Origin of the sequence: Haladaptatus cibarius D43 (assembly GCF_000710615.1) — an archaeon.
Taxonomy (GTDB): domain Archaea; phylum Halobacteriota; class Halobacteria; order Halobacteriales; family Haladaptataceae; genus Haladaptatus; species Haladaptatus cibarius.
In genome coordinates this window covers 668,004-682,983 of the sequence record NZ_JDTH01000001.1, presented here as the reverse complement: position 1 = coordinate 682,983, position 14,980 = coordinate 668,004, and the positions used below count along the sequence as shown (strand labels likewise).

The window sequence follows — 14,980 nt, the reverse complement described above, 5'->3', positions numbered from 1 at the left end:
TAGTAATAAGATAAAAACACTCGGGTTGTGATTGTGTCGTGAAGCCCTCCCACGGGTGAAATACTATGACAACGCCACTCGTGGATAGTCGCATGGGAAAGCGGATTCTCGTTCCAATCGACGGGTCAGAGCAGTCCACGAAAGCACTCGACTACGTACTGCGGGAGTTTCCGGACGCCGAAACTACCGTCATCAACGTCATCGACCCCATCGACGTGGGGTACAGTTCGACGGTCGGGATGCCCGGCTATTCCGAGGAGTGGTACGAAGATTCGAAAACGCGCGCGGAGGCACTGTTCACGGAGGCGCGGGAAACCGCGGAGGAACACGGTGCGACCCTCTCGACGGCGACGGAAGTCGGACGCCCGTCGCAGGTCATCGTGGACTACGCCGAGGACAACGATTTCGACCACATCGTGATGGGCAGTCACGGCCGCTCCGGCGTCTCCCGAATCCTTCTGGGAAGCGTCGCTGAAACCGTCGTTCGACGCTCGCCGATGCCCGTGACCGTAGTTCGATAACCGAAATCCAACCACGATTTTTTTGGACAGCGACCGGCGAAGACGAGCGGCGCGAGTCGTTCGCCGGGAGAGATAGGCAAACGACGCAACCGCCAAAGTCAGCTATCGACACAACCGCCGAAAGCGAGAATGTACGCAACCACCAGAAACGAGCAACCGACACAACCGCGAGAGGTAGTGACTCACCGCGAACGAGGAACGCAGTGACGAGTGAGCGGGCCGACGACCGAGCGGAGTGAAACGAAGCGAGGAAGGAGTGCTTTTGGTCGAGCTTTTACAGGGAGACGGACGAAGCCAGCGCGAATCGCGCTGGCTTCGTCTCTCGACCGTCGTAAAAGGTCGTTTAGAATAGATTCGCCTGCTGATACACGCTGATTCCTTCGTCGGTGATGTCGTAGGGTTTGATTTCGCGGGAGTGGTTCGCGTCCCGAATCTTCTGAATTTCGACGGCGAGTCGGGTTTCGCGGAAATCGTCCGTGCTTCGGACGTACTGGAGGACGAACACGGCGTCGGTGAGATATTCGATGATGCCGTGACGGGAGGCGTAGGGGTTGTCGTCGCTGGCTTCGCTCGTCAGCATGGTCGTGACGCCCGCTTGCTTCAGACTCCGGGTGAAGTCGTAAATCTCGTTTCGACGTGACGACTGCGCTTCGTACATCATTTCGAGCAGGGAGACGGAGTCGAGAACGAGGCGGGTCGCGCCGAAATCACGGACGAGGCCGGGGAGTTCGCTCTGGATGCTCGACAGCGAGTTGGCCATCTCGATTGGGTCTAAATCCACGATTGCGAGCAGGTCATCTTCGACGTACTCGTCGTAGGGCCAGCCTTTCTCTGTCGCGCTGTTGACGATTCGCTCGTGGCTCTCCTCCAGCGTGACGTAGACGGCGCTTTCGCCGCGCGACAGTGCGTGGTCTAAAAACTGGAGTCCAAAGGTTGTTTTCCCGGTTCCGGCGTTGCCGATAGCGACCATCAGGGTTCGTTCGGGGACGCCGCCCTGAATCATGCTGTCGAGGCCGTCGATGCCGATGTCGGTTCGGGGGATGTCCGATTCGAACGCTTCGTCGTCGAAGCCGCCGGTGTCGAACCCGCCGCCGAACCCACCATCGAAACCGCCGCCAGCATCGAAACCGCCATCGCCGCCGCCGAACCCGCCACCGAAATCCGATTCGTTGCTGGGGCCTGCGCCGGGTGCGCTCGAAAATGCGGAAGCAAAGTCGTCGTCGAACAGCGACTCGCTGTTCGATTCGTCCGTGTTCGACTCGTCCGGCGTTTCGGGAGGTTTCGTCTCTTGGTCAGCACTGGGTGTCGCCATCTCGTCCGCGCCGAATCCCGGGTTGCCTGCGGGGGAATCTTCGCGTTTCTCGGTCGGGAGTTCCGACGAATCGGGCGCATCGGGGAAGTCGGGCGAATCCGGCTCATCTGTTGGCTCGTCGTCAGTACTGTCTTCCTCCCCATCGTCGTCACGAAGTGCGGCCTCGAACCAGTCGTCTTCCTCGGTCACGCCATCACCGCCGTCAGGATTCGAAGGCGTGGAGTCCGGTGCGCACTCGCTTCGCTCGTGCGCACCGAAAACGGGGTTCGAGCGAGAGTTCTCATCATCCTGTCACTGGCACCCGACGCAAATTAATGTTCGTGTCGGCGGCTTTTTGAGCGCCCGGCGAGAACGGAGTCGTGATGAACGTCGGTATCGTCGCGCAGAGGGGAAACGAACGGGCCGCGACACTCGCAGGGCGATTGCAGGAGACGCTTACCGAGGAGGGCGTCACAGTTCGAATCGACGCCGCGACCGCCGAGCAGTTGGGGATTGACGGGGTCGATGTCTCACGAATGACGGAAAACGACCTCGTCGTGAGCATCGGCGGCGACGGCACCTTCCTCTTCGCTGCCAGTGGAGCAGGCGGAACGCCGATTCTGGGCGTGAATCTGGGAGAGGTCGGCTTTCTCAACGCTGTCGCGCCGGAGGAAGCAGTGGACGAAGTCCGCGCAGTCGTGGCGGAGTATCACGAAGACGGGAAAATTCCGTCACGGGCAGTACCACGTCTTCGCGCGAGCGGAGACGGCGACTGGTCGGTTCACCCCGCGCTGAACGAAATCGTGATTCAGGGCGCACAGCGCGGCCACGGACAGGGACTCGACTACGAAGTACACATCGACGGCGTGGAGTACGGCGAGGGCCACGCCGACGGCGTACTGATTTCGACGCCAACGGGGAGTACGGCCTACAACCTCAGTGAGGGTGGCCCGCTGGTACATCCGGGCGTCGATGGACTGGTGTTCACCGAAATGTGCGCGCAAAACCCCATGCCACCGCTCGTGTTCGACCCCGACCACGATGTCGTGATTCGCGTCGAAAATGCGCCGTTTGCTGTCGTCGGAAGCGACGGAACGCAGGTTCGAATCGAACCGCCGGAGACGATTACGGTGTCACTCGCGCCGGAACCGGCCCACATCGCCGGGCCGTCCACGAACTTCTTCGGGGCGCTTTCGAAGCTGGACTGAGGGAGCAGTCAATCCGATTGACTGCCGAAACGCCTCGGGAAAGAGTGCCGGAAGCGGAAGCCTCTAATTCTGTTGCTCACAACAGAGGGACAATGAAACAGCAACTCCCCGACGTGCAGGCTACGGCACCCGACGTGACGGTCGGGTTGAACCGAGTTGGCGTAACCGGCGTGGAAAAACTGGTCGAAATTGCTCGTTCCGACAAACGACCCTACGTGCTGACCGCCGAGTTCGACGTGCTCGTTGACCTTCCGAGCTGGCGCAAAGGCGCGGACATGAGCCGAAATATGGAAGTCGTAGACGAAGTCCTCGAAGACGCCGTCAGCGAACCGACCTACCGCGTCGAGGACGTGTGCGGCGACGCCGCCGAACGATTGCTCGAAAAACACGACTACACGACCAAGGCCGAAGTAAGCATGGAAGCGGAGTTCATGGTGCGCGATACGACGCCCGAAAGCGGTCGCCCGACGCAGGCAACCGTGGACATCATCGCCAGCGCAACCGCGAGCGAAGAGGAAGAAACGAGAGAAGAAATCGGCGCGCGCGTAACCGGCATGACAGTCTGTCCCTGCTCGCAGGGCATGATGAGCGGGAGAGCGAAAAAGAAACTCCTCGACCTCGGCGTCGGCGAACAGGAAGTCAAAGAGTTCCTGCGCGAAATCCCGCAAGCGGGCCACTCCCAGCGTGGGCACGCAACCCTGACAGTCGAAAGTACGGGTGCGCCGGAAGTGGACCTACACGAACTCATCGAGGTTGCTCGAGATTCCATGAGCGCCCGAATCTACAACCTCGCAAAGCGCCCCGACGAAGACCACATGACGTTTCAGGCGCACGCCGACGCGAAGTTCGTGGAAGACTGCGTGCGCGACATGGCCCACGGCGTGGTCGAGCAGTTCCCCGACCTGCCGGACGACGCCGTCGTGACGATGAAACAGAGCAACGACGAGTCCATCCACCAGCACAACGCCCACGCGGAGCGTGTGGCCGAAGTCGGGATGTTGCGCGAGGAAGTTGCTGAATCGCTAGACGAATAAGCGACGTCCGTTTTTCCGATTTCTATCGAACCCGAAGCCCACCGACGTACAATCCGTTGCAGAGAATGAACACGCCGATGGTACCGTAAAGCACGGTTCCGGTGGAAGTGGTCAATGGGTCGATGGCCCAATCGATGATGCTGAACGCGACGAACGCGAGAACGAGGCCGAGTAGTTGGCCTAGGACGGAGGTGCTGACCACATGAATATGGCCGAAGATATGTCGAGCGGGGGCGTTGTCGGAGGACATCGTTTATACCGTAATTCGTTATGTTAAAATAGCTTGATCATTCACCGCCCATCGTTATCGGCACAGTTCGGGTGTAGAGGCGTTCGAAACACGACGGAGACTGCAGTTCGCCGCCGTATGCACCTACCTCGGATTTCGTGCCGTTCTCACGTTGACTCTCCAGCCGAATTTTTCGAACGGGACTCCCATATCAGACTCATTTTGGACAGCAAGGAGGTCGCACCGAGAACAGGTGGGTGAGCGTAGCGATATCTGTGGCTTACCACGCTGGTTACCCTAGTTAGTTCTACAGAGCTGTCACAACCGGCGGTAGTTCTATCGAGTACTGCAATCACGACAACAAATGACCGCCACCGCAGGCAAACGAGTGCGCCGACCGCTGGCGCACTCGTCCTTTTCGTCCCCCGCCCTCCCCGCATGACTGGACGCCTCGCCGACCGCTGGCTCGGCGTCCAGCCGGTGCGTCCCGTGGATTGGTCGGTCTGCTGTTTTCGAAATTTACACACCCGGCTTGAGGACGCGGATGCGAACACCTGAGCCAACGGTCGGCGAGGATGTTCGCGTACCGGGTGGTCAGGGGACGCAGCGGAGTGTCGTGCCAGCGGTCGGCATGACGCTCCGCGGGCGGTTTTTGGCCCTAGCAACTGCGGTCGTAGTCGTGGATTCGTTGACATTCGCGGCCTGCTCCGAAAGACAGAACAACGGAGAAACGACCAACACCTCATCGTCGAAGCCAGTTCAACAGTCCGAAGCTATCAAAACGCGCGGTCGTAACACGTATTCCACGGGGCGACGAACCTGACTGTCATGATAGGTATCGTCGGTGGGGGAATCGCCGGATTGGCCGCCGCCTACCGCCTCCAGCAGCACGACTACGACGTGCAAGTATTCGAAGCGAGCGACGACCTCGGCGGACTCGCCGCGACCTACGAGACGAACGGCGACCGAATCGAGAAGTTCTACCACCACCTCTCTGCGTCCGAGGAAACCATCATCGATCTCATGGATGAACTCGGACTGGGCGACGATTTGGAGTGGCCCATCGGGAAAAACGCCTACTACGTCGATGGCGTCGTCCACCCGCTCGACAAGCCGTGGGAAATCCTCGCCTACCCGCACATGAGCGCCTACGACAAGTTCCGGTTGGCCCTGCTAACGCAGGAAATCGACGTTCGGGGCGGCATTCCGAAGTTCGACACCTACGAGCGACTGGAGGATTTCGAGGACGTGCCGATAGACGAGTTCCTCGTAGAACACACCTCTCGAGGAGTTTACGAGAACTTCTTCGGCCCGCTTCTGGATGCGAAGTTCGGAAGCAGAAAGGAAGACGTGAGCGCGGCGTGGCTCCTCGGCCGCATCAAATTCCGCGGCGAGCGCGACCTGCTCCGTGGCGAACCACTGGGCTACCTCCGCGGCGGCTTCGGTCGTCTCATCGACGCACTCATCGAGGAAGTCGGCGAGGAGAACATCACGACCGGCGTGCGCGTCAGCGACATCGACACCGAAGGCGGGGAGGTTCGGTCGCTTACGACCGAAGCGACCCCCACGGCGAAAGCCGCCACCGCAGATGGTGGAACAGTGGACGAAGAAACTGCGACCGAAACGCACGACGTTGACGGCGTCGTCGTCGCGGCGATGCCCAACGTTCTGGAGGGACTCACGGGATACGAATGCGACATCGACTTCCAAGGGGCGGTCTGTGCCCTCGTGACGATGGACGAATCGCTGACCGACACCTACTGGCTCAACATCGGCCACGAGGCACCGTTCGGCGCGCTTATCGAGCATACGAACTACATCCCGTCGGAACGGTACGGCGGCGATCACTTGCTCTACGTGGCAAGTTACATTCAGGACTACGAGGAAGAGCTGTGGCAGATGGACGACGACGAAGTAGAAGACCTGTGGCTCTCCCACATCGCGGAGATGTTCCCCGACTGGAACCGCGACTCGGTGAAGCAGTTCCGTCTCGCGCGCAACCCGCGCGCCGCACCGGTGTACGAACGCGGCTATCTCGACATGGTCGTGCCCTACGACCTCGGCGACGACATCGCGGAGGGCATCTACTACGCCGGAATGGCGAGCAAGGCCCAGTACCCCGAGCGCAGTCTGAACGGCGGCATCGTCGCCGGCTACGAATGCGCCGACAGAATCGCGGGCAGAAAACAGATTATCAGTCCTCAGTAAGCTACTGACGACCAGACGTTAGCGTCTCGGTTGGGCGATGCCATGGCCATGACATCGCCCTCGATTTTTTCGGAATGATTTTTCACACCGGTTGCCCACTCCGCAAACACGATCTTCACCACGCAAATATGAAATCGTACGTGAACTTTTGCCCGTTCGTCGCTAGTACGACCTATCATGGTGGGAGTCGAACAGATAGCAGTGTTGAGCGTCGGTGCGGTGGCGAGTTTCTTCATGGCGTGGACAGTCGGGGCGGGATGGACTCCCTACGCCCCCAGCGTCGGCGCGCGAACGATGACGATTATGCGCGCGGCCTTCTTCACGGGACTGTTCGGCATCGCGGGGGCGGTGTTGCAGGGCGCGAACGTCACGGAGGCGATGGCCGCCGGACTCATCGAGGGTGTCTCTATTTCGCCGATTGGGGCGGTCATCGCGCTCACGGTTGCGGCGGGATTGGTCGCAATCGGCGTCTTCCGCGGCTATCCGCTGGCGACTGCGTTCACCGCGACAGGAGCGATTATCGGCGTCGGACTGGCATTGGGGGGACAGCCAGCCTACGCGAAATACCAACAAATCCTCTTGCTGTGGGTGCTGACGCCGTTTCTCTGCGGCGGCACCGCCTACGGACTTGCGCGACTAATTCGCCGAGATGACGTGCCCGACGAGTACACGATTCCGCTGTTCGGTGGCTTGGTGGGACTCATCCTCGCAAACTCGCCGTTTACCTTGCTCGCGCCCGAGCAGGGCGGAGCGTCGATTGCGGCGGTTCTCTCCGAGGAACTGCCGCTTTCGCCACTGCTCGGCCTCGCTGTGATGAGCCTGCTTGTCGGCCTAATTCTCGGCGGAATCCTGCTGCTAGAAGTTCGGTCGAGCGTCAGGCGAGGCCAACGCCATCTGCTGTTCGGCATCGGCGCGCTCGTTTCGTTTTCCGCAGGGGGTAGTCAGGTCGGACTCGCGGTTGGCCCGCTCGTCCCGATGCTCACGCCGCTCGAACTGCCCATTCTCGTCGTTCTCGTCTTCGGCGGTCTGGGCGTCATGTTCGGTGCGTGGATGGGCGCACCGCGGATGATAAAGGCGCTCGCGCGGGATTTTTCGTCGCTCGGCCCGCGGCGAGCCACCGCCGCGCTGATTCCGGCGTTCGCTATCGCTCAGACCGCGGTGTTGTTCGGGATTCCCGTCTCGTTCAACGAAATCATCGTGAGCGCAGTCATCGGAAGCGGCTACGCCGTCGGCGGGGAGAAAACGAGCACCGGAAAAATCCTCTACACGGTTCTCGGATGGATCGTCTCATTATTCCTCTCGTTCGTGTTGGCGTTTGGACTGTTAACGGGTGTAGAGATGCTGTAACACTATTTTTCGGGTGGTGGCCTCCAACCACTATTTTCGCAGTATTTCCAGTTTGCACCAATCTGCAGTGTTCGATTCAGTGTCAGAAATGTAGATGGCTGTTGGTAGCGTTTTACATAGTATGGAGGAGAGTGTCGCGGGGTTCAAAGAACAGGGGGATTGGGTCACCATCGTCGAACACGGCGAACGAATCACGGAAGCCCTAACCGAGGAAGGTGTCGAAGACTCCGACTCGGACTTCGAGGAGTGGAACGACTGGCGGCCGAAAGTTCACGAGCGTCTCCGGGAGGACGTAAAAGAGAAAACCGCGGAGCAGGCGAGTCCGTCGGAAGGAGAAGGCGAAAAGGCGGGAAAATCCCCGACCGAGGACGTGGATGCCGCGGGAGACGAACTGAAAGATTCGATGTCAGAACTCGCAGACGGGGACGTAGAAGACGCAGTGAAGGAGGGCCAAGAATCAGTCGAGCGTGCGACTCGCGCAGTTGATACGGCGGGGCGCAAAGCACTGCGAGCGGTGGAGGAGACGGTGTACAAACACGTCATGACGAAGGTATCGCCGGTGTACTTCGACAATGAACTCGTCAGCGCCAACGTCGAGCGAACGCGGGACGCAGACCAACGATACGTCTTCGAGGTGAACGTCAATCAGGACGACCTGAAAGACCGCGTCCGCGACCGTCTCGAAGAGTACGAAGAGAGAAAGCGATGGCGCGGAGAGGCAGAAAAAGAAACCGAATCGGTGGAGGCCGCGGAGGGAACCGAATCGCCGGAGTGAGTGGCCGAAAGAGTCGTCCAAGATGAAAATCGAATTGGTTCAACGCCACACCACTCCGGTCAAATACACGACAATCCTATGCGGGATTGTCACGAATGAGTACTGATGTACGAACGAATACTCATCCCAATCGACGGGAGTGAAGCGGCGGCAAACGCGATTCCACACGCGCTGAATTTGGCCGAAACCTACGGTGCAGGACTCTACACCGTCTCCGTTGTAGACACAGACGAAGCAGACGAGAGCGAAACGCGCGAAGCGATGTTCGACGAGTTCGAAGCCGAATCACGGGAAATGGTCGAAGACGTGATTCGGCGGGCGGAAGAGCGCGACATCCGAACGACTGCCGGTTCGATTGCCGAGGGAAAGCCACACCGGGCGATTTTGGATTATGCCGATGTTCGAGACATCGACCTCATCGTCATGGGGACGCACGGTCGCGGCGGTATCCGGTATCCGCTTCGCCGCAGTGTCACCGAAAAAGTGGTTCGGCGGACGCCAGTTCCGGTGGTGTGTGTTCGACTCGGGAAAGGGGAAGCGGTCGGGGAACGCGGGAACGGAGAGGAAAACTGATTTTTACGCTTCGCCTTCGTCTACACCGACCGCATCCGAGATGTCCACGTCTTCGGGTTCGTCTTGGCCGCCGATTCTGACCTCGCCGTCGTCGCCTTCGACGTACACGTCGTCCGCGAAGCCACCTTCGGCGTGGGGGTGTTCGGGGTTATCCAATTTTTCCGGCGTCGATGGTGCTTCGGGCATCTCCTCCGGTTCGAACTCGCCGAGTGGGTCGGCGATGGTGATTCCGTATCGTTTGAAGAACGTCTCGTAGCGTTCGTAGTGGTCTTCGAGTTCGTCGCCGGGGAACTCCATCATCTCCGTCCAGCCGTGGTTGTAGAAGTCGAAGTTGGCCTGAATATGCGTGATTTCGCGGGCCTCGGCTTCCGGGGCACCTTCCTGCAGTGCGGCGAGATAGGAGTCCATTGTCGCGCCGAAAAAGGCGTCGAGGCGTTCTCTGCGTTCTTCCTGATGCTCCGGGTCTGCCTTCTTCAGGAAGATTTTCGTGTGCAAGTCCACCAGTTTCGACTTCACCACGTCGCTCACGACGGGGAGTTCGAGCGCCTTTCTCGACGCGAAGTGGCGGGCGTTCTGACGAATTTTCATAGACGAGGCTTGGAACGCGAGCGTCTAAAACGTCCCGGCATACTCGTCGGGGTGGCGAGTGAGATAGGGTGGAATCGAGACATCGTTCCGCGACGAAGGCGAGCGTGTTGGCGTTTGGCACCAATATCGAGATAGCAATCCACTTTAACCCTGACGCAGAACTTCTCCCACATGAGCGAATCGTACGTAATCGTCGGTGATGGTATCGCGGGCAGTTCCGCGGCGGAAACCATCCGCGAAGCCAAACCCGACGCTGACGTTGCCGTCATTACCGACGAGGGCGAAGCCCTCTACAACCGGATTCTTATCAAGGAGTTCGCCAAAGGCAAACTCCCCGAAGCACCGATTTCCATTCACGAAGAAGACTGGTACGACGAGCGAGACATCGACCTCGAACTGAACACGTTCGTCACGCACATCGACGCAGACGCACACGAAGTCCACACTCACGACAGCGGTACCTTCGCGTACGACAAACTACTCGTCGCCACGGGCGGCACGCCGACCCAACTGCCGGTAGACAACAGCGATGCTGACGGCATCCACCACTTCTGGACGTTCCAAGACGCTCGAGCAATCGCGGAGGGTGCGGAACAGGCGGACACCGGCGTCGTCGTCGGTGCCGGTCTGCTCGGTATCGACCTCGCGGCGATTTGCGGTGAACAGGACGTCGACGCCCACTACATCATGCGCGGTAATCGCTGGTGGCGCTACGGTCTGAGTCTCGACGGTGCGGAAATCATCCACGACGCGCTCGAAGAAAAGGGCGTCACGCCGGTTCTCGAAAGCGGCGTCAACGGGTTCAAAACGGACGACGACGGCAACGTGGTCGCCACGCTGGACGCCGAGGACAACGAGTACGAAAGCGAGTTCGTCGGCATCGCAATCGGTCTCAACTTCAACACCGAGTACCTGCAAGGGAGCGGTGTGGAGACGGACAGCGGCGTCGTCGTTGACCAGTACATGCAGACCAACGTTGACGACATCTACGCCGCTGGCGACATTACGCGCTACTACGACGTGATTTTGGACGAGTACGCCCAGAACGGGTCGTGGGGCAGTGCGAAACAGCAGGGTGCGGTCGCTGGCAAAAACATGGTCGCAGATTCCGACGAGGAAAAAGAGGAGTTCCGCTGGGTGTCTTCGTACTCCATCACCCACTTTGACTTCCCGTTCCTCTCCTTTGGCTTCCCGACGATGGGCGACGACGAATGCGAGGAAAAGTACAGCGACACCGAATGGCGGCGTCTCGCGTTCAAAGACGGCAAACTAATCGGCGGCGTCCTCATCGGCGACATCGCGCCACAGGGCAAGTACAAAGACCTCATCCGGAACGAGGTCGAGGTCGCAGACCAGAAGGACATCCTGCTCGAAAAGGAGTTCGACCCGGACAAACTCGCACTCCCGCAGGAACAGTAGAGCCGATTCAAGTTGGTGGATTTCGGTGCGGTCGGTTTTTGAAGCGTTGTTTTGAAGAAACACCAGTCACGACTGGCAAAATCGCGCTTGTTCAGTGGAACGGAAGCTGGAAATAGTTGTCACGAGGTGAAGATTTAAGAACTGTCGTGGTAGTTGTTATCAAAGGCCAATCTGGTCTAGTGATGTCGTGAACCCAACGATAACAGTCAAACCAGCAAATACGATTCCGAACGACGCGCATGTCAGGCACTACGACGAACTCGACAAGAGTGCCAAACAGCAGTTTCCCAGTGTGGTGGAACGTGGCGAACGAACCCTCGACGCGAAAACTGCACTCCAGTTCAGCGACGGTGAATTCGTCAAATACGTTGGATACTATCAAATATCCCTATCATAACTAATTTTTTATTATTTTCATGTAGTATCTGCCGCAACGTTTAAGAAGTACCACGACATTTGGTATCATATATCAATGGCTTCGAATACGACAACTAGCGTTGACGCCGTGCCGAGTGGTGGAGCGAACAGTCTCGTCGTCCGACGAACCGAAACCGTGGCACCCGAGACGCGAGTCCGGCATTTCGATGAACTAAGCGAGGAAGCACAGACCCTGCTGACGGAGTTCGATGGCGAGGAATCAGTCGTGCCAATCACGCGAGCGTTGGCAGACGACATCAACAGGGATACGACCGTCGTGTTCAACGACTACTACCGAATCGACCTCGCATAAGCCAGCCACGACGGAACAACCGAAGCCGTTTTCTCCGGCAGGACGGGATGTAAAGACATGAACGGAAGCGGAGAGATGACGCTGGCGTTCGAACTGTCGGCGCTCAAAGCACTGGCAAGTCCCGGCACGGTGTTCGACGACGCCCGCCGCTGGACGCAGTACGTCGGCGTCATCTCCGACCAACCGACTTACGTGGTGACGAACTTCACCCGAAAGAACCGCATTCGGCAGGATTTCTTCTCCGGGCCGAAAGGAAAAGCCGAGAGTTTGGACAGCGTCCGGTCGCAGTTCGACACCGATCGCCACGTCTTCGTCGGCATCACCGACGACGACCGCGAACTCGCAGAAGACCACAACTGGGAGTTCCTGCACGTCGAGGACGCTGCGGAGGCCGCCGAATGGACGCTCGCATCAGATGACGACGGCGACGATGGTGGAGTCGAAGAGGACGTTCGTGACGACTGGCCCTAACAATCAGGTTTTGCGGAATTTTCGACAGATTTGGCGAGATAGTGATTGCTAACTCACAGTCACAGCAGAAAAATAACGTCCATAGCGTGCACCCTTCTACAACGACTGTCGTCCTCGTTCGGTAATCTCGTAACAACACCAGTTCGAGTTCCGGACGAGGCCGCGGTCGGCGAGCACCTGACAGCGTCTCGCCGTCAGCAAACCGGGGAGGGAAAGCCGTCGCTCGATGTCGAGTCGAACCTGCACGCCCTCAATGTCGAGGAGTCGGAGGATTCGCTCGTCGGTCGATTGCAGTTGGTCGGGAACCTCGCTTGCCTGTGCCATGGTGCGGGGTATTTTTTCCACAATCAAATAGTTCGCTAAGATGGCAATATATTCCGCACCGTTCGAACCGAGGGATATTGTTCGCTACCTCTACGGTCTGTTTACGTGTTCGGATGGAAACAAAGCAAGGACGAACGACAATCACGTCGTTTAAACTCGTAAAGGACAAACGGGAGGCTATGGCAGAACCGCGCGTACCGGGAGGCAAGGGTGCGAGGCTCGACCTCCCATGTGGCGAGTCGGTGGCCGTCCACGAACTCGACATGGGAATGCGCGAGTACGACTGCGACTGCGGCGACTCCCACGCAGTCGTAATGGACATCCACCCGCCCTCACGATTCGTTCCGGAATTTCTCGTGGACATCCTCCGCGAAACCGTCGAAACGACGGACGATGCCGGGGAGTTCGGAACCCTGCACATCATGGGTGTCGTACTGGAGGAGTTCCCGAGCGAGGTCGTCGCCGAGGACATGATGGAAAACCCCGAGGTCGGTTACGGAATGGTGTGGGTCACCGATTTCGATTCCCGACGACTCCACGAAATCGTCGTGGAACTCATCGTGGAACTGATGGAACACGCCGTCAGCCACGCCGAGGACGAGGACGCGATGAGCAAGTTCGAGGCCGATATGCTCAACTTCGACGTAGCTGAGTTCGTAGACCAGTACCGAAAAGAGCGAGATTTCACCGGACCGCACGACCGTCCTGCGTAACGTCAGTCTCCAAGGAATTTATTTCGATCTCCGAAGAGGGGGCAGTCAGACGCGCGTCTGACTGAAGATTAAAGTCGATACATAACCAGTATGAAATATGTACGTTCGTGGGCAGGAGTTCGACCGGATTCAGGCGGTCATCGCGGATGCCGGAACCGACCAGCCCCTCACTGCGCGTGAAATCCTCACGCTGCTCGATGAACACGGCGAACACGACGAAAACCACGTTGGAACGTTCGAGAGCGCGCACGAAGTCGCAACCGTCCTCGGGCGACAGGCTCAGTACGGCGATGTAACTGTGATTCGCTCCTCACCGTACCGGTACCAAATCTGCGGAAATCTGTAGCAGTTTCTTCTGCATCGACACACCAAACTACAAGAGCGTAGCCCACGCGCTTCGAATCGATGTTGGACGAGTTGCTCGGGCGCGCGGAGTTGAAAGAACGGATCGACGCGCTCGAAGAAGAGAAACACCATCTCGAACGACAACGGGACGCAGAAAAAGAGCGCCGAGCGAAAGCGGTCACCGAGCGACAACAGGCGGAGGAGCGAGTCAACCACCTCGAAGACAGAATCGAGGAACTGGAAGACCGCGTCAAACGATTACAGGGCGACGACGACGATCTCGATTTTCGCGGCGTCGAAACCCTTCGCGGAAAGCGACTCGATTCGGTTCTCTCCCGACTCAGTTCGGTCGAGGCGGCACCGGAAGGCGCGCTGACGGCCATGGTCGATGGCGACCTTCCCAAAGAGGTTCGGGAGTCGTTCGATGACCATGCACCACTCGTTTCTCGTGCGGTTCCCGGCGTTGTCGTGACCGACGACGCCGGACTCGTCAGTGGCGTCCTCGCCCCGCCGAATCCCCCGGAATCGTTCGTGGCATGGGGCGACAGCTTCGAGTTCGAAACCGACTGGTTCCGACCGGAAGGCAAATTCGCGCTGGCACTCGTTCGTTCCGACCTGTTCGCCATCGGCGAGTATGACGGGCGCGAACGGCGGTCGGTTTCGGGCTTCGAAAGCGACGTGAAAAGCGACCACTCGAAAGGCGGGTTTTCACAAGGACGATTCGAGCGCAGACGGGACGCCCAGATAGACGAGCATCTGGAACGCTGTCGGGAGGAAATAGAAAACCGGGAGGCAAAGGCGTTGTACGTCGTCGGCCAGCGAACACTGCTTCCGGAATTTCGACAGGAAGCTCGGATGACGAAACCGGTCGATGCGACTGGCGACCCGGAGGATGCACTGGAAGATGCGTTTCGGGAACTGTGGACGACGCGCCTGTATCGGATTTAGCTCGCGCTGGCTACTCGATTTCGGCGTGGAACAACAACCGGCCGCATTCGGGGCACATTCGCGTTCGAACGGATTTCGATTCGTTCATTCCGAGCGACCCGAGCAAACCCTCTTTGCGCTCGTTCGTTTTCACGTGCGGTTTCCACGCGTCGTTCATCCCGAATTTGACCGATTCGAGGGTGACGCCGCAGTCAGGGCAACGGTCTGAGTCCGTCATATATTCACCTTTCTGATGGAACACCGTGGCTGTTACGCT

The 14,980-nt window shown here is 58.8% G+C and carries 18 protein-coding genes; 13 read left to right on the top strand and 5 right to left on the bottom strand.

The genetic code is table 11. The features are described from left to right. Positions 1 to 92 precede the first annotated feature (92 nt). Positions 93 to 521: a universal stress protein gene (locus HL45_RS03585; RefSeq protein WP_049969725.1), complete on the top strand. Its 429-nt coding sequence runs from the start codon at positions 93 to 95 to the stop codon at positions 519 to 521. Positions 522 to 864: 343 nt separating this feature from the next. Here the strand turns inward: HL45_RS03585 and HL45_RS03580 are convergent, their stop codons facing one another. After that, on the bottom strand, positions 865 to 2,022 hold the full coding sequence (locus HL45_RS03580; protein ID WP_049969724.1) for a KaiC domain-containing protein: 1,158 nt from the start codon (positions 2,020 to 2,022) through the stop codon (positions 865 to 867). Between the two features lie 173 nt (positions 2,023 to 2,195). Between HL45_RS03580 and HL45_RS03575 the strand changes: the two genes are divergently transcribed. Both HL45_RS03575 and mptA read left to right on the top strand, forming a co-directional pair. Next, entirely contained in the window at positions 2,196 to 3,020 is an 825-nt protein-coding gene (locus tag HL45_RS03575) for an NAD(+)/NADH kinase (protein ID WP_049969723.1), read from the top strand. A gap of 92 nt (positions 3,021 to 3,112) precedes the next feature. Further along, on the top strand, positions 3,113 to 4,054 hold the full coding sequence (gene mptA, locus HL45_RS03570) for a GTP cyclohydrolase MptA (protein ID WP_049969722.1): 942 nt from the start codon (positions 3,113 to 3,115) through the stop codon (positions 4,052 to 4,054). A gap of 22 nt (positions 4,055 to 4,076) precedes the next feature. Here the strand turns inward: mptA and HL45_RS03565 are convergent, their stop codons facing one another. Beyond that, on the bottom strand, positions 4,077 to 4,304 hold the full coding sequence (locus HL45_RS03565) for a hypothetical protein (RefSeq protein ID WP_049969721.1): 228 nt from the start codon (positions 4,302 to 4,304) through the stop codon (positions 4,077 to 4,079). 807 nt (positions 4,305 to 5,111) lie between these two features. Between HL45_RS03565 and HL45_RS03555 the strand changes: the two genes are divergently transcribed. The 4 genes from HL45_RS03555 to HL45_RS03540 all read left to right on the top strand — a co-directional run bounded on the left by HL45_RS03555 (position 5,112) and on the right by HL45_RS03540 (position 9,186). Further along, entirely contained in the window at positions 5,112 to 6,491 is a 1,380-nt protein-coding gene (locus HL45_RS03555; RefSeq protein WP_049969719.1) for an NAD(P)/FAD-dependent oxidoreductase, read from the top strand. 177 nt (positions 6,492 to 6,668) lie between these two features. After that, entirely contained in the window at positions 6,669 to 7,838 is a 1,170-nt protein-coding gene (locus tag HL45_RS03550; protein ID WP_049969718.1) for an inorganic phosphate transporter, read from the top strand. A gap of 121 nt (positions 7,839 to 7,959) precedes the next feature. Next, on the top strand, positions 7,960 to 8,613 hold the full coding sequence (locus tag HL45_RS03545) for a DUF5828 family protein (protein WP_049969717.1): 654 nt from the start codon (positions 7,960 to 7,962) through the stop codon (positions 8,611 to 8,613). A 105-nt stretch (positions 8,614 to 8,718) separates the two neighbouring features. Continuing rightward, positions 8,719 to 9,186 (top strand): universal stress protein, encoded by a 468-nt coding sequence (locus HL45_RS03540; protein WP_049969716.1) that lies wholly within the window; start codon positions 8,719 to 8,721, stop codon positions 9,184 to 9,186. 3 nt (positions 9,187 to 9,189) lie between these two features. Here the strand turns inward: HL45_RS03540 and HL45_RS03535 are convergent, their stop codons facing one another. Further along, positions 9,190 to 9,774, bottom strand: a complete 585-nt coding sequence (locus HL45_RS03535; protein ID WP_049969715.1) for a DUF6149 family protein — start codon at positions 9,772 to 9,774, stop codon at positions 9,190 to 9,192. A 171-nt stretch (positions 9,775 to 9,945) separates the two neighbouring features. Here HL45_RS03535 and HL45_RS03530 point away from each other — a divergent pair, with 171 nt between their 5' ends. The 3 genes from HL45_RS03530 (at position 9,946) to HL45_RS03515 (ending at position 12,394) form a co-directional block, all read left to right on the top strand. Beyond that, the gene (locus HL45_RS03530; protein WP_049969714.1) at positions 9,946 to 11,193 is read left to right on the top strand and encodes an NAD(P)/FAD-dependent oxidoreductase; all 1,248 of its coding nucleotides are present in this window, start codon (positions 9,946 to 9,948) and stop codon (positions 11,191 to 11,193) included. Positions 11,194 to 11,665: 472 nt separating this feature from the next. Then, the gene (locus HL45_RS03520) at positions 11,666 to 11,923 is read left to right on the top strand and encodes a hypothetical protein (RefSeq protein WP_049969712.1); all 258 of its coding nucleotides are present in this window, start codon (positions 11,666 to 11,668) and stop codon (positions 11,921 to 11,923) included. Between the two features lie 57 nt (positions 11,924 to 11,980). After that, a complete protein-coding gene (locus HL45_RS03515; RefSeq protein ID WP_049969711.1) occupies positions 11,981 to 12,394 on the top strand; it encodes a DUF7124 domain-containing protein in 414 nt (137 codons plus the stop codon). 96 nt (positions 12,395 to 12,490) lie between these two features. Here HL45_RS03515 and HL45_RS03510 read toward each other — a convergent pair whose 3' ends face one another. Beyond that, positions 12,491 to 12,718, bottom strand: a complete 228-nt coding sequence (locus HL45_RS03510; RefSeq protein ID WP_233274676.1) for a hypothetical protein — start codon at positions 12,716 to 12,718, stop codon at positions 12,491 to 12,493. A gap of 179 nt (positions 12,719 to 12,897) precedes the next feature. On the opposite strand from HL45_RS03510, the gene HL45_RS03505 reads away from it, so the two are divergent. The 3 genes from HL45_RS03505 to HL45_RS03495 all read left to right on the top strand — a co-directional run bounded on the left by HL45_RS03505 (position 12,898) and on the right by HL45_RS03495 (position 14,724). Next, on the top strand, positions 12,898 to 13,431 hold the full coding sequence (locus tag HL45_RS03505) for a DUF5815 family protein (RefSeq protein ID WP_049969710.1): 534 nt from the start codon (positions 12,898 to 12,900) through the stop codon (positions 13,429 to 13,431). Positions 13,432 to 13,528: 97 nt separating this feature from the next. Next, complete coding sequence (locus tag HL45_RS03500; protein ID WP_049969709.1) at positions 13,529 to 13,777, top strand: hypothetical protein; 249 nt, start codon at positions 13,529 to 13,531, stop codon at positions 13,775 to 13,777. A gap of 59 nt (positions 13,778 to 13,836) precedes the next feature. Beyond that, a complete protein-coding gene (locus HL45_RS03495) occupies positions 13,837 to 14,724 on the top strand; it encodes a Vms1/Ankzf1 family peptidyl-tRNA hydrolase (RefSeq protein ID WP_049969708.1) in 888 nt (295 codons plus the stop codon). Positions 14,725 to 14,734: 10 nt separating this feature from the next. On the opposite strand, the gene HL45_RS03490 is transcribed toward HL45_RS03495, so the two are convergent. After that, positions 14,735 to 14,941, bottom strand: coding sequence for a hypothetical protein (locus HL45_RS03490; RefSeq protein ID WP_049969707.1), 207 nt, complete (start codon positions 14,939 to 14,941; stop codon positions 14,735 to 14,737). Positions 14,942 to 14,980: the final 39 nt, after the last annotated feature.

Bases quoted from the DNA above. Each gene is read 5' to 3' on its own strand.
- mptA (WP_049969722.1), top strand. From the start codon at position 3,113: ATGAAACAGCAACTCCCCGACGTGCAGGCTACGGCACCCGACGTGACG.
- HL45_RS03535 (WP_049969715.1), bottom strand. From the start codon at position 9,774: ATGAAAATTCGTCAGAACGCCCGCCACTTCGCGTCGAGAAAGGCGCTC.
- HL45_RS03540 (WP_049969716.1), top strand. From the start codon at position 8,719: ATGTACGAACGAATACTCATCCCAATCGACGGGAGTGAAGCGGCGGCA.
- HL45_RS03555 (WP_049969719.1), top strand. From the start codon at position 5,112: ATGATAGGTATCGTCGGTGGGGGAATCGCCGGATTGGCCGCCGCCTAC.
- HL45_RS03495 (WP_049969708.1), top strand. From the start codon at position 13,837: ATGTTGGACGAGTTGCTCGGGCGCGCGGAGTTGAAAGAACGGATCGAC.
- HL45_RS03515 (WP_049969711.1), top strand. From the start codon at position 11,981: ATGAACGGAAGCGGAGAGATGACGCTGGCGTTCGAACTGTCGGCGCTC.
- HL45_RS03530 (WP_049969714.1), top strand. From the start codon at position 9,946: ATGAGCGAATCGTACGTAATCGTCGGTGATGGTATCGCGGGCAGTTCC.
- HL45_RS03575 (WP_049969723.1), top strand. From the start codon at position 2,196: ATGAACGTCGGTATCGTCGCGCAGAGGGGAAACGAACGGGCCGCGACA.
- HL45_RS03545 (WP_049969717.1), top strand. From the start codon at position 7,960: ATGGAGGAGAGTGTCGCGGGGTTCAAAGAACAGGGGGATTGGGTCACC.
- HL45_RS03565 (WP_049969721.1), bottom strand. From the start codon at position 4,304: ATGTCCTCCGACAACGCCCCCGCTCGACATATCTTCGGCCATATTCAT.
- HL45_RS03550 (WP_049969718.1), top strand. From the start codon at position 6,669: ATGGTGGGAGTCGAACAGATAGCAGTGTTGAGCGTCGGTGCGGTGGCG.
- HL45_RS03500 (WP_049969709.1), top strand. From the start codon at position 13,529: ATGTACGTTCGTGGGCAGGAGTTCGACCGGATTCAGGCGGTCATCGCG.
- HL45_RS03510 (WP_233274676.1), bottom strand. From the start codon at position 12,718: ATGGCACAGGCAAGCGAGGTTCCCGACCAACTGCAATCGACCGACGAG.
- HL45_RS03520 (WP_049969712.1), top strand. From the start codon at position 11,666: ATGGCTTCGAATACGACAACTAGCGTTGACGCCGTGCCGAGTGGTGGA.
- HL45_RS03585 (WP_049969725.1), top strand. From the start codon at position 93: ATGGGAAAGCGGATTCTCGTTCCAATCGACGGGTCAGAGCAGTCCACG.
- HL45_RS03490 (WP_049969707.1), bottom strand. From the start codon at position 14,941: ATGACGGACTCAGACCGTTGCCCTGACTGCGGCGTCACCCTCGAATCG.
- HL45_RS03505 (WP_049969710.1), top strand. From the start codon at position 12,898: ATGGCAGAACCGCGCGTACCGGGAGGCAAGGGTGCGAGGCTCGACCTC.